The sequence below is a fragment of the Streptomyces sp. T12 genome (assembly GCF_028736035.1).
In the GTDB taxonomy this organism is placed as follows: Bacteria; Actinomycetota; Actinomycetes; order Streptomycetales; family Streptomycetaceae; genus Streptomyces.
Genome location: NZ_CP117866.1, coordinates 1,069,118 through 1,082,497, shown reverse-complemented (window position 1 = coordinate 1,082,497; position 13,380 = coordinate 1,069,118). Strand labels below are relative to the sequence as shown.

The 13,380-nt window shown below is 71.7% G+C and carries 10 protein-coding genes; all 10 read left to right on the top strand.

Translation table 11 applies throughout. The features are described 5' to 3' along the window. Genes PBV52_RS04765 through PBV52_RS04720 form a run of 10 tightly spaced genes read left to right on the top strand, consistent with a single transcriptional unit; the run spans window position 1 to window position 13,327 of the window. Entirely contained in the window at window positions 1–705 is a 705-nt protein-coding gene (locus PBV52_RS04765; RefSeq protein ID WP_274237001.1) for a hypothetical protein, read from the top strand. Then, on the top strand, window positions 702–1,388 hold the full coding sequence (locus PBV52_RS04760) for a hypothetical protein (RefSeq protein ID WP_274237000.1): 687 nt from the start codon (window positions 702–704) through the stop codon (window positions 1,386–1,388). The genes PBV52_RS04765 and PBV52_RS04760 overlap by 4 nt, the downstream gene beginning before the upstream one ends. Window positions 1,389–1,400: 12 nt before the next feature. Next, window positions 1,401–1,781, top strand: coding sequence for a hypothetical protein (locus tag PBV52_RS04755; protein WP_274236999.1), 381 nt, complete (start codon window positions 1,401–1,403; stop codon window positions 1,779–1,781). Continuing rightward, complete coding sequence (locus tag PBV52_RS04750) at window positions 1,774–2,913, top strand: hypothetical protein (protein ID WP_274236998.1); 1,140 nt, start codon at window positions 1,774–1,776, stop codon at window positions 2,911–2,913. The genes PBV52_RS04755 and PBV52_RS04750 overlap by 8 nt, the downstream gene beginning before the upstream one ends. Window positions 2,914–2,952: 39 nt before the next feature. Then, window positions 2,953–3,489 carry a phage baseplate assembly protein V gene (locus tag PBV52_RS04745; RefSeq protein ID WP_274236997.1) on the top strand — a complete coding sequence of 179 codons (537 nt, stop codon included), beginning with the start codon at window positions 2,953–2,955 and terminating at the stop codon, window positions 3,487–3,489. 20 nt (window positions 3,490–3,509) lie between these two features. Beyond that, window positions 3,510–3,854: a hypothetical protein gene (locus PBV52_RS04740; protein WP_274236996.1), complete on the top strand. Its 345-nt coding sequence runs from the start codon at window positions 3,510–3,512 to the stop codon at window positions 3,852–3,854. Continuing rightward, a complete protein-coding gene (locus PBV52_RS04735) occupies window positions 3,851–4,243 on the top strand; it encodes a GPW/gp25 family protein (RefSeq protein WP_274236995.1) in 393 nt (130 codons plus the stop codon). The genes PBV52_RS04740 and PBV52_RS04735 overlap by 4 nt, the downstream gene beginning before the upstream one ends. Then, the gene (locus PBV52_RS04730; RefSeq protein WP_274236994.1) at window positions 4,240–7,341 is read left to right on the top strand and encodes a putative baseplate assembly protein; all 3,102 of its coding nucleotides are present in this window, start codon (window positions 4,240–4,242) and stop codon (window positions 7,339–7,341) included. Before PBV52_RS04735 ends, PBV52_RS04730 begins: the two co-directional genes overlap by 4 nt. After that, window positions 7,338–11,132 carry a putative baseplate assembly protein gene (locus PBV52_RS04725; protein WP_274236993.1) on the top strand — a complete coding sequence of 1,265 codons (3,795 nt, stop codon included), beginning with the start codon at window positions 7,338–7,340 and terminating at the stop codon, window positions 11,130–11,132. The genes PBV52_RS04730 and PBV52_RS04725 overlap by 4 nt, the downstream gene beginning before the upstream one ends. Next, window positions 11,132–13,327: a hypothetical protein gene (locus tag PBV52_RS04720; protein ID WP_274236992.1), complete on the top strand. Its 2,196-nt coding sequence runs from the start codon at window positions 11,132–11,134 to the stop codon at window positions 13,325–13,327. Before PBV52_RS04725 ends, PBV52_RS04720 begins: the two co-directional genes overlap by 1 nt. The last annotated feature ends 53 nt before the right edge of the window (window positions 13,328–13,380 follow it).

Below are 13,380 nucleotides of genomic sequence, written 5' to 3'. Positions count from 1 at the left end.
ATGAAGGATCGCGAAAGGGCTGCCATGCAAGACGCCGACGACCTGGAAAGGCGATGCCTTCGAGCGGTGCGGGAACTGGGGGAGGAGGCGAACGTCCGGATCGAGTACGAGTACGTCTCCCCTTCGGCTGCAACGTCTGAAGAGGTGGACCTTGCCCTTCGCGAGCTCGACGCAAACGGGCGGCTGCACTTGGAATCCGCCCTTCACCACCAATTTTTCGTTCCTCGGGAAGTTCACGTCCTGTGGGAGAGCGAAGACCATCCGACACTTGGCGGGGAGTTTCAGCTTCACAGCACAGTGGATTCAGCAAGCCACCCGGAGTACGTGCCGAGGGATGTCAACCTGAAGCCTCGCCGTCAAAAGATCCTCTCCGAACTTCGCGCCATCGATTCTTTGTCGCAAAGCGGAATGGGTGCGGTGGCAGGCGTGCGGCTGGCTGCTGAACCACCCTTCGAGATGTGGTACTACAGCAAGACTGAGCGCATGTTTCAGAAACTGAATCTGAGCCCCAGCGGCTATCTGGAAACCGTGTTGGCAACCAAAGGCACTACAGGTTGGCAGTACCTGTTCGCTGACGTCGACTTCAAGGATTCCTGGCTGGAGGAAGTCGGCAGCAACCTCCAAACGATGCTGGAGACGTTTCCCACGCTCTTCCCCGAATATGACTACGAGCCGCTCCGTGCACGCTTGGAGGCCCGCCTGTGACCCGCTACGCCGACATCCCCAAACCCATCCGCTCCGGAATAGTCCTCGTCGACCCCGAAGTAGGCACCCCCCAACGCATCATCGTGCTCCAGTTCAACCCCGACACCCTGGAACGCAGCCTCTCGCCCCAGTCCGCAGGAGGCAGCGGCGATTCCGGTGGCGGAGGCAGCGGCAACGGGGACAGAAATGAGGCCCTCCGCCTCAAGGGCCCCGCCCAGGAAACCTGGAAGTTCACCGCCGAGATCGACGCCACCGACCAGTTCGAGATCGCCGCACCCGACGGCATCCACCCCCAACTGGCCGTGCTCGAAATGCTCGTGCAGCCGACGTCCTCCCAACTGCGCGAAGCCAGCCGGCAGTCGCAGAAGGGGACCATCGAGATCTCTCCGATCGAGATGCCGCTCACCCTCTTCACCTGGGGGAGCAAGCGGGTCATGCCCGTGCGGCTCACCGAATTGTCCATCAACGAGTCCGCGTTCGACGTGGATCTCAATCCGATCCGGGCTTCGCTCAGCATCGGACTCAAGGTGCTCACCGTGAGCGATCTGCCCATGGGGCACCCGGGCGCCGAGTTGTACTACGCGCATCTCGCGCAGAAGGAGCGCCTCGCCGCCGCCGCGCGCACCGCGGGGATCGGGTCGCTGGGGCTCGGCTCCAGTGGCATCGGGGTGGGAAGGGGCTGAGGAGCGAACGCCATGGCAGAGATCGAGCCGTACGAGAACGCGCTGGACGCGATACCGGGGGCCCATCCATACCCCCGGACGAGCCGGTACCACGATGCCGAGATCGGCGTGCACCGGCTGCCTGACGGGACCGAAGTCCGGTACACCAAGCGGCGGTTGCTCCCTCCGCTGGAGGAAACAGGCGACGCCACGCAGACCCACACCGTCCGCACCGGTGAGCGCCCCGACCTGCTCGGGCAGCGCTACTTCGGCGACCCCGGCCAGTGGTGGCAGATCGCCGACGCCAACCCGGTACTGGATCCGCGGGAGCTCACCGACGAACCCGGCCGCGAGGTCGACGTGCCGCTCGCCGGGCACTTCCCGCAGGGGCCGCAGGGAGTCCGGCGTGGCTGAACTGCCCGTGGGGCGCGGCCCCGTTCACATCACCCTGCACATGGGGCCGAAGCTCGCCAAGCCCGTGCCCGCGGAGGTCGCCGAGGCACTCCTCTCAGCCCAGATCACCGCCACCGCGGGCGAGCGCTCCGGCTTCCAGCTCGCCTTCGACCTCACCAAGAACGGGCTCATCAGCCGCACCCTCCTGCCCGAGGGATTCTTCGACCCGAAGACGCGGCTCATCGTGACCGTCACCGTCCGCGGCACCCCCGAGGTGCTCTTCGACGGGCTCGTGGTGCGCCAGGAAGTCGGGGCCAGCAACCAGCCGGGGCACTCCACGCTCACCGTCACCGGCGAGGACCTGAGCCTCCTCATGGACCTGGAGGAGCGGACCGACCGCTACCCCAATCTGCCGCCCTCCCAGCGCGTCCTGGCCATCCTGCGCCGCTACTCCGACTACGGCATCCGGCCCGACGTCTACACCGAGAAGGTGAGCCAGCCGCCGCACCAGGACCTCCGCGTCCACTACCAGACGAGCACCGATCTGCAGTACATCAACGAGCTCGCCCGCGCGAACGGCTACACCTTCTACCTGGAGCCGGGGCCGAACCCCGGTCAGTCCTCGGCCCGTTGGGGCCCCGAAGTGCGCCTCGGCATCCGCCAGCACGCGCTCAACGTCAACATGGACGCCAACTCCACCGTCGACCAGCTCACGTTCGCCTACGACGGGACGGCCCGCGAGGAGCCGCAGGCCCGCTGGCAGGACCCCGGCACCCGGCAGTCCACCCTCCTGCCCCAGCCGCCGATCAGTCCGCTGCGCCCGCCGCTCGGCAAGCGCCCCACCCCGGCCCTCAAGCGCAGGACCCTCTCCGGCACCGCCAAGCACCAGCGCGAACAGGCCGAGGCCGAACTCCTCGCGCGCGCGGCCGTGTCCGCCGACGTCGTCTCCGGTTCGGGCTCGCTCGACGTGAACCGGCACGGCTACATCCTGCAGCCGCGCCAGTTGGTGGGTGTGCGCGGCTCGGGACGGACGTACGACGGCGACTACTTCGTCAAGTCCGTCACGCACATCCTGCGGCAGGGGTCCTTCCAGCAGAACTTCACGCTGTCGCGAGAGGGGCTCGAAGCACGCAGCGCCTACGTCAGGCCCTGATCCACCCCGAACCGACCACCACGACCAGGAGCAGTTCACATGGCGGCACCCAGCAATCGCTACCTCGGCAAATTCCGCGGCCGAGTCGTGGACAACAACGATCCGCTGCACATCGGCCGGATCACCGTCGAGGTACCCGACGTCCTGGGTGACGAGCCGTCGACCTGGGCGCTGCCCTGTCTGCCGTTCACCGGACCGCAGGCGGGCCAGTTCGTGGTGCCGGCGCCCGGGGCCGGTGTGTGGGTCGAGTTCGAGCAGGGCGATCCCAGCTTTCCGGTGTGGACGGGGTGCTGGTACGGGGAACAGGGCGAACTGCCGCCCGATGCCCGCCGTCTCGTGCAGCCCGCCTCCCAGGCCAAGCCCGTCGTGGTGCAGACACCCGAGGCGCACAAGATCGTGATGAGTGACCCGCCAGGCCCCGATCAGGGGATTCTGCTGCAGGCCCAGGGCGGGGCGTACATCCGCATCACCAAGGAAACCATCGTGATCTCCAACGGCCTCGGCGCGGAGGTCATCCTGCGCGGAAACCAAGTGGACGTGAACGAGGGCCAGTTGACCATCGCGTCCAAGCGATAAGAACCGGGGGAAGGAAGAACGTGTCCGGGACATCCGGGAGTCTGCTCGACGCCAACGCCGTGATCGGCTGCCCGCACGGCGGCCGCGTCACCGCCGCCAGCTCACCGTCCGGCGGTGTACGCATCGCGGGTGCCGCCGTCGCCACGGCCGCCCACAGCTATGTCGTCACCGGCTGCCCGCACACCGTCAACGGCGTGCCCACGCCCTGTGTGACGGTCCGCTGGACCGCCGGCGGCACCGGCATCACCGTCGACGGCGCGGCCGTACTGCTCGACACCGCCGCGGCCGAGTGCTTCACCGCCGCCTTCGTGCCGCAGGGGCCGCCCGTCGTCCAGGCCGCGCAGCGAAAGGTCACCGTCCGATGAGCCGCCGAACCAGTCAACGCCCGCGCAGCGACGTCGCGTTCCCCTTCCGCGCCGACCGCCGGGGCCGTACCGCGCACGCCACCCACGGCGAGCACGTCCACGACCTCATCGAACAGCTGCTGTTCACCAGCCCCGGCGAGCGCGTGATGCGCCCCGACTTCGGCTGCGGGCTCCTCGACCTGGTCTTCGCGCCGACCAGCCCGGAACTCATCAGCACCCTCGAACTCTCCGTCCAGGCCTCGCTCCAGCGCTGGCTCGGCGATCTCATCGACGTGGAGGCCCTCGACGTGGTCAGCGAGGACAACGTCGTCCGTGTGTACCTGTCGTACGTCCTACGCGCCGACGGCGCCTCGCGCGACGACGTCTTCGAAGGGAGGGCCACGGCATGACCGGTACGACCGTCACCTCCCGCCGGGCCAAGGTCCGCGCCGCCCAGCTCAACGGAGTCGACTCCGTCGAGGTCGGCGACGACGGCCTGCTGCTCACCGTCACCTTCCTGGGCAAGGCCCCGCACGGCCTCGGCCCCGAGAACGTCCGCATCGACGGCGGCCGCCGTATCACCGGCATCACCGCCGTCGACGTCAGTGTGGAGCGCGAGGAGGACCCCGAGCTGGACGACCGGCTCTACGTCACCCTCGACAAGGCCGGCGACACCTCCCGCTACCGGCTCTCCCTCGTCGAGACGGACCCGTACGGACGGCCCGGGACGGAGCCGTATCGCGGCTTCGACCAGCGTTACCACAGCACGACCTTCGCCTTCCGGCCCGACTGCCCGACTCCCTTCGACTGCAAGGAAGACGAGGAGCCGAACCCGGACTTCCCGGCCGCGCCCGTCATCGACTACACGGCCCGCGACTACGACACCATCCGCAAGCTGCTCCTCGACCGGCTCGCGCTCACCACCCCCGACTGGGTCGAGCGCAACCCCGCCGATCTCGGCATGACCCTCGTCGAGCTGCTCGCGTACACCGGCGACCAGATCAGCTACCAGCAGGACGCCGTCGCCACCGAGGCCTACCTCGACACCGCGCGCCGTCGTGTCTCGGTGCGTCGGCACGTCCGGCTCATCGACTACGCGATGCACGACGGGTGTTCGGCCCGCGCGCACGTCGCCGTCGAGACCGCCGGTGACCACACGCTCGCGCCGGGCACCTTCCGCTTCGCCTCCGTCGACGTCCGTACCCTCGACCCGCACGACCGGCCCGAACCCGGCACGGTCGTCGACGAGGCCGACCTCGGCGACCTCGACGAGCGCGGCTCGGTGGAGGTCTTCGAACCGGTCGTCACCGCCGACCCGCTTCAGCTGCGCGTCGCGCACAACGCGATCCGCCTGTGGACGTGGGGCGGCGAGGTCTGCACCCTGCCGAAGGGCGGCACCTCCGCCACCCTGCGCGACGAGTGGGTCGACCCGGAGACCTGCCGGGAACGGCAACTCGACCTCAGGCCCGGCGACCTGCTGATCCTGGAGGAGGTCAAGGGCCCGCGCACCGGCACCCCCGGCGACGCCGACCCGAGCCATCGGCAGGTCGTACGCCTGACCTCCGTCACCCCCGCCGTGGACCGCATCGAGGACCAGCCGGTCCTGGAGGTCGCCTGGGCCGCCGCGGACGCGCTCCGCTTCCCGCTCTGCCTCACCACACGCGGCGGCCGCGACTGCCTGCCCGTCGAGGACGTGAGCCTCGCCCGCGGCAACGTCGTCCTCGTCGACCACGGCCGCACCCTGCACGGGCTGCCCGAGACGTTCACCGTCCCGCAGGTGCCAGCCGTCGTCGCCCCCTGCGACCCGCCCGCCTTCGGCTGCTACGACCGCGACGAGGGCAACGCGCCCGCCCGCCTCATCAACTCCCTGACCGACAAGGCGAATTCGGGTGAAGTCCTGACTCCCGACGACGTCCGCGAGCTGTTCCAGGAAGCCGGCGAGAGCGCGACCAACCGTGCCGGAATCGGCCTGGAACGCGCCGGCCAGCGCCACGAACGCGTCGTCCCCGGCACCGCCTACGCCCAGGCGGCCGCGCTGCGCACGCTCCTCGCCCAGTCCGTCTACCCGGGCATCCAACCCCGCTTCCGTCCCGTCCTGGGCCGCGCCCCCGTCGCGCAGGCGGTGCCCTTCCCCGACCTCGGCACCGTCGCCGCCGGGCAGGCCGAGCGGATCGCCGCGATTCCCGGGCGGGTCCGGCAGCGGCTCGTCGAGCTGTGGCGCAGTGCCCGCGACCGGGACGGCCTCTCCGACGCCGAGATCGCCGAACTGGCGGTGATCTACGGCCTGAAGATCCTGGAGCGCATCGAGCTCCGCCGCCATCCCGTCCGCGCCCTGCGCGAACTCCTCTACCGCAGCGACGAGTTGCTGGACGCCAAGCTTCGCCGGATCGAGGTCCTCACGGCGCGGGCCCGCGCGGGCACCGTGCTCGACGGCAACATCGCCTGGGAGATCGCCCACAGCTGGGGCCCGGCATACGCGGCAGGCCTGCATCCCGAGGAGCCGGTGCTGCGGGGCTCCGCCACCGCCGCGCTCGACCAGGACCCGCGCCGCGCGCTGCCCGCCGTACGTCTGCACACGGGCGAGGACGAGATCTGGGAACCGCGCCGCGACCTGCTCGACAGCGGCCCCCGCGACCGCCACTTCGTCGGCGAACTCGAGGACGACGGCCGCCTCGCCCTGCGCTTCGGCGACGGACGGCACGGCACGAAGCCGACGCCCGGATCCCGCCTCGCCCTGCACTACCGGCTCGGCGGCGGAACGGCCGGCAACGTCGGCGCGGAGGCCATCAACCACCTCGTCGTCCAGTCCGACTGCGAGCCACCGCCCGCCGCCGTGGTCCGCAACCCGCTGCCCGCCAACGGCGGCGTCGAGCCCGAACCCGTCGAGCAGGTACGCCAGTTGGCCCCGCTCGACCTGCGCCGCACCCGCCTGCGGGCGGTCACCGCCGACGACTACGCGGCCCTCGCCACCGCCCTGCCCGGCGTGCAGCGCGCGGCGGCGGAGCTGCGCTGGACCGGCAGCGTCCAGGAGGCGCACGTCGCGATCGACGCGAACGGCACCGGCGCCCCGTCGGCCGAGCTGCTGGCCTCGGTCGCCCAGGCCCTGGAGCCGTACCGGCGCATCGGCCACGACCTCGTCGTCGGCGCCGCGCGGCTCGTCCCGCTGGACATCGCGCTCACCGTGTGCGCGAAGCCGGGCCACCAGCACGGGCAGATCCTGGCCGAGCTGTACCGCGTGCTCGGCAGTGGTGTGCGGGGCTTCTTCCACCCGGACGCGCTGACCTTCGGTGAACCGGTGCGACTCAGCCGGCTCGTCGCCGTCGCGGCAGCCGTCCCCGGCGTGGAGAGCGTCCAAGTCACCCGACTGCAGAGGCTGTTCGAACCGGATCGAGGAGAGAGGGAGGACGGCGTGCTGCGGCTCGGCCCGCTGGAGATCGCCACCTGCGACAACGACCCGGACCGGCCGGAGAACGGCCGGCTGGCGATTTCCCTGGGAGGTGCCCGATGACCGAGTACCCGACGACCGAGGGCACGATCACCGACGAGTGCACCTGCGGCGGCGCCTGCCGCGGCGGCCACGACGAGCGCCTCGCCCCGGCCCCCGTGCACAACCCGCCCGGCCGCACGGCCCTCGACTACCGCGTCGGCGAGTACGGCTCCTTCCGGGCCGCCCTCCTCGACCGCCTCGCCTCACCGGCGTACCCGGCCCTGGCCGGCCTCACCGTCCGTACCCCGGACGACCCGGCGATCGGCCTCCTCGACGCCACCGCCGTCCTCGGCGACCTGCTCACCTTCCACTCCGAGCGCATCGCCGACGAGGCCTACATCCGTACGGCCAACGAGCACCGCTCGCTGGTTCTGCTCGGCCGCCTCGTCGGCCACCGGCCGCGCCCCGGCGTGGCCGCCGCCACGCATCTGGCGTACACGCTGGAACGCGACCCGCGCGCCGAGTCGCTGCCCGTGCTGATCCCGCGTGGCGCCCGCAGCCACAGCGTGCCCGCCTCCGCCGACGAGCAGTCCCTGACCTTCGAGACCAGCCGCGACCTGACGGCCCGCTGGGACTGGAACGAGCTGAAGGTACGCCGCCGGCGCCCCACCCTGGTCACGCCCGAGGACCTGGAGCGCCGCTCGGAGATCTTCGTGGCGGGCACGGCGAACTCGCTCCGGACCGGCGACCAGTTGCTCTTCGTCTTCGGTGAACAGGCGGGCGGCGAACGCAAGTTGCTGCCCGTCGCCGAGGCGCGCGTCGACCGGGACGACGAGATCACCGCGATCTCCCTGCCGAAGTCGGCCCCGCCGACCCTGAAGGAGCTCGTCGACGAGGTGCGGCGCTGGACCGCCGCCCCCACGGCCCCGGGCGAGCCCGGCGACGAGCCGCCCACATCCGAGGTCCCCAACCCGCGCCCGGTCAGCCGGCTGATCGAGGACTTCGAGGACCAGGTGCTGGCGCCTCTGCGGGACGACCTGGACGGCATCAAGACGCCCGAGCGGCTCGCGGCCCGTCTGGCGGAGCCCGTCGCACGGCTCGGCGAGGCGCAGGTGCTGGCCGGGCCGTACGAGGACGTGGCGGCATGGTTCGAGCAGCTGGAGGCGGTGCTCGCCGAACTCGCCGAGCGGGCAGTGGAGTTGGCGCCCGCCCAGCCCGACGAGGCTGAGCCGGCGGTGCGCACCGCGAGGGACACCGGGAGCGCCGACCCTCGCGCGGCCGCCCTGCAGACGCTCGGCGCCGTCCTGCCCGCCCTGCGTGCCGCGGCCCCCGCCCCGCGTGGCGGCACCGGTGCCCAGCGCCCGGGCAGCGACACCGCCCGCCTGCTCTCGGCCCTGAACCCCGCCCTCGGCAGCCTCTACCCGGCCTGGCGCACAGCGGCGGCCGCCGTCCCCGGCGCCCCGCAGCTCCTGCGCGAACTGCTCGCCATGCGGGTCACGGCCGCCCCCTTCGGCGCCACGGCTCCGCTCAAGCCGGTCCAGGACGACCGCGGTCGGGTCATCCGCACCGCGGACTGGCCGCTCACGGGCGCCGTTCTCGTCAGCATGCGCGTCGTGTACGACCCGGCGGGCCGCACGCAGGTCCGTGCCGAGTTCCAGTACGTCGAGGGCAGCAACTCCGACCAGCGGGCCGAGAACCTGCCCCTCACCCAGCCGGTCCGGTTCGACCTCGGTGCGGGCAAGGTCGACCTGTCCGAGGTGGCCGCGCAGGACCGCGAACTGCACTGGCTGGGCCGCCGTGCCGCCGACGCCCAGGAAGCGGGGATCAGGGCCAAGCTGCATTCGGGTCTGCCCGAGCAGACCCTGTTCGTGTCCGGGCCGGACGACGAGGGACTCGTCCATGTGATGGTCGGCACGGCCCCGCCGGTCGCCCTGCGCCCCGGCGACAACACGCCGCTCCATCTCGGTGAGTACGAGATCAGCCTCCGGTACACCGTGGGCAGCACCGAGCCCAACGTCGAGATCGTGATCGCCAGCAAGCCGGAGCCGGTCAACCGCAAAGTACTCCAGCTGGACACGGTCCACACCGGCATCACGGTCGGCAGCTGGGTCGCCGTCCAGCGCCCCGCCAAGGGCGCCGAGAACGGCATTCCCGGTGACAAGAAGCTCGCGTTCGTCACCACCCAGGTGGCAGCGGTGCGTACGGCGGTGTACACCAACTACGGCATCACCGGCCGCGGCACCGAACTCACCCTCACCGAGCCGTGGTTGGACGAGTTCGACGTCCTGCTCTCGCACATCCGCGACACCACCGTCCACGCAGCGGGCGAACCGCTGCGCCTCGCCGACGAACCGCTCGGCGAGGACGTCCACGGCAACGAGATCGAACTCGCAGAGCTGCACGACGGGTTGCGGCCGGGACGCACGCTCATCGTGAGCGGCGAGCGCAGCGACATCCCGGGGACGGCAGGGGTCCAGGCCACCGAGGTCGTCACGATCGCCGCCGCCGACGCGGCCCGCGATCCCCTGCTCCCCGGCGACCACGTCCACACCCGCCTGACCCTGACCGCCGACCTCGCCCACCGCTACCGCCGCGAGACGGTCAGGATCCTCGGCAACGTCGTCGAGGCCACCCATGGCGAGAGCCGCGAGGAGGCCATCGGCAGCGGTGACTCGGACCGCGTGAACCAGACGTTCGCGCTGTGGCAGTCCCCGCTCACCTGGCTCGCCGACGACAACCCCCTCGGCGCCACACCCGTGCTGGAGGTCCGGGTCGACGGCGTCCTGTGGCACGAGGTCGACAGCCTCGCCGGACGCGGCCCGGGCGAGCGGGTCTACATCACCGGCTCCACCGCCGACGGCCGTACGACGGTCACCTTCGGCGACGGCATCAACGGCGCCCGACTGCCGAGCGGCCACGAGAACATCCGCGCCCGCTACCGCTTCGGCACCGGCAAGGCCGCCAACGTCGCCGCCGACCGCATCACCCAGCCCCTCACCCGGCCGCTCGGCGTCACCCAGGTGACCAACCCGCGCCCGGCCAAGGGCGGCGCGGACGCGGACGGCCCCGGCCTGACCCGCCGTACGATCCCGCTCGCCGTCTCGGCGCTGGACCGCCTGGTCTCCGCGTCCGACTACGAGGACTTCGCCCGCTCCCGCGCCGGCATCGGCCGGGCCGCCGCACGCGAACTCTTCGACGGGCGGCGGCGCGTGCTGCACGTGACGGTCGCGGGCACGGACGACGTGCCGATCGACGGCGACTCGGACACGCTCAAGGCCCTGCGCGGCGCGCTGACCGAGTACGGGGACCTCAACCTGCCGGTCCGGGTGGACGTACGTGAGCTGGTCCTGCTGCTCGTCGCGGCCAAGGTGAAGGTCGCCCGCGACCACGCCTGGGAAGTCGTGGAGCCGCGGCTGCGTCAGGCCCTGCTGCGCCGACTCGGCTACGAGGGCAGGGAGTTGGGCCGACCAGCCCGCCTCTCGGACGTCCTGGCCACGGCCCACACCGTGCCCGGCGTCGACTACATCGACGTCGACGTCTTCACCGGCGTGCCCGCGTCCGCGACGCCCGAGGAGCTCACCGGGATCCTCACCGACCCCGGCCCGCCCAGGGCGTCGGTCGCGGCGCACCCGGCGACGTACGACGAGAAGATCCACACGGTCCGCGCCGCGAACGGCGAGACGCTGTCGGAGATCTGCGGCAAGTACGGCGTCCCGCTCGCCGAACTCCTGCGCCTGAACCCCGACATCACCGACACCCGCCGCCTGGCGAAGGGCCGCTCGGTGTTCGTCTTCCGCGGTATCCGCCCGGCCCAGCTCGCACTGCTGTCGCCCAGGGCGGCGGACACCCTGATTCTGACGGAGGTCAAGTGATGTCTGCGAACTCGGCGGATGTCCAGTTCGAGACGGCGACCCCGGCGACGACGTCCAGAGAACCCGACGGGCTCGCCGAACTGCTGCCCCGCTGGCACCTGCTGCGCGACGCCGAGGAGGGCGAGCCGCTGCGCGCCCTGCTCGCGGTGATCGCCGAGCAGCTCGACCGGGTCCGCGACGGCGTCCAGCAGGGCTACGAGGACCTGTTCGTGGAGACGGCGGCGCCGTGGGTGCTGCCGTACCTCGGCGATCTGGTCGGTTACCGCACCCTGCCGGGCTACGAGCGCGTCCTGACGACCGGTCTGCACGAGGGGGGCCGCGCCGCCCTCGCCGAGGCCGTCGCCCCGCGCGCCGACGTCGCCGCGACGGTCGCCAACCGCCGCCGCAAGGGCACCCTCCACCTCCTGGAGGAACTCTCCGAGCAGGTCACCGGCTGGCCCGCCCGCGCCGTCGAGCTGTCCCGGCAGGTCGCCCACACCCAGCCCGTGAAGCTGTACGGCGACACCGGCGTCCACCGCGGCGAGCGCGGCCGGCTGGTCGACCTGCGCGACAACTCCGCCCTCGACCTCGCGGGCGGCCCCTTCGGCGCGACGGCCCGCACGGTCGACGTGCGCCGCGCCAACTCACGGCATCGGCAAGGGGGTTGGACGCCAGCCGGAGTCGCGCTCTTCGTCTGGCGGCTGAAGGCGCACTCGCTCACGCAGTCCCCGGCGTACTGCATCGACCGCGCCCGCAACCTCTACACCTTCTCGATCCTGGGCAACGACACCCCGCTGGTCACCAAGCCGTTCCCGGAGCCGTCGCCCACGCACATCGCGACCATCGACAACGTCCCGGCGTTCATCACCCGCCGCCAGCTCCACGACCGGCTCACCGACTACTACGGCCCCGGCAAGAGCCTCGTCATCCGGCGCGACGGCGAGGACCAGCCCGTACCGCCGTCGGACATCGTGGTCGCCGACCTGTCCGACTGGCGCTACCGGCCGAAGCGCGGTCAGGTTGCCGTCGACCCGGAGCTGGGCCGGATCGCGTTCGGCTCGCGGTCGGCGCCCCGGCAGGGCGTGTGGGTGGACTACCACTACGCGTCCCCCGCGGACATGGGCGGCGGCGAGTACGACCGCCACGACCGCGAACCGCGACCCGACGCCGAGGTCTACCGGGTCGGCCCCGGGCAGCCGTACCGCCAGATCATGGACGCCTACCGGGCCTGGCAGCACGACCGCCGCGCCGACCGGACCGGCCCCGCCGGCATCATCGAGATCACGCACAGCGGCGCCTACCAGGAGCAGCTGGACTTCGACCTCGACCCCGGCGACCGCCTCGAAGTGCGGGCTGCCGAGGGCACCCGCCCGGTGATCCGCCTGCTCGACTGGTACAGCAACCGGCCGGACGCCCTCAACATCCGTGCGGTGTCCGAGGACTGCGCCCCGCACGAGCGCCCGCGCATCGTCCTCGACGGCCTGCTGGTCGCCGGACGCGGCATCAACGTCACCGGTCCCGTGGGCGCGGTCGTCGTACGGCACTCCACGCTCGTGCCCGGCTGGTCCCTGGAACCCGAGTGCGATCCGCACTCGCCCGAGGAGCCCAGCATCGTCCTGGAGCGCACCACCGCGTGCCTCCAGGTCGAGCACAGCATCCTCGGCACCATCGAGGTCATCGGCGACGAGGTGAGCGAGGAACCGCTCGACATCCACCTGCGCGACAGCATCCTCGACGCGACGGGCAGTGACCGCGAGGCCCTGTCCGCACCGGACTGCCGGCACGCCCACGCGGTGCTGCACCTGCACCGCACCACCGTGATCGGCGAGATCCACACACACGCCGTGAAGATCGCCGAGAACTCGGTCTTCACCGGCCGGCTCCACGTGGCCCGGCGCGGCATCGGCTGCCTGCGGTACTCGTACGTGCCGTCCGGGTCGCGCACCCCACGCCGGTACCGCTGCCAGCCCGATCTGGCCGGGCCCGAACAGGCCGGTCGCGTACGGCCGTTGTTCACCTCCGAGCGCTACGGGACGCCCTGGTACGGCCTGCTCGCCGACCGGTGCGCCGAGGAGATCCGGCGCGGCTCGGACGACGGCGCCGAGATGGGCGCCTTCCACGACCTGTACCGGCCGCAGCGCGAGGACGGCCTCAGGGCACGGCTCGCGGAGTACACCCCGGCGGGCACGGACGCCGGGATCTTCTTCGTCACGTGAGCGCCGCCGCCGTAAGCCCTGCCCGCACTTTCCTGAACCAGGGGGACCCCCTT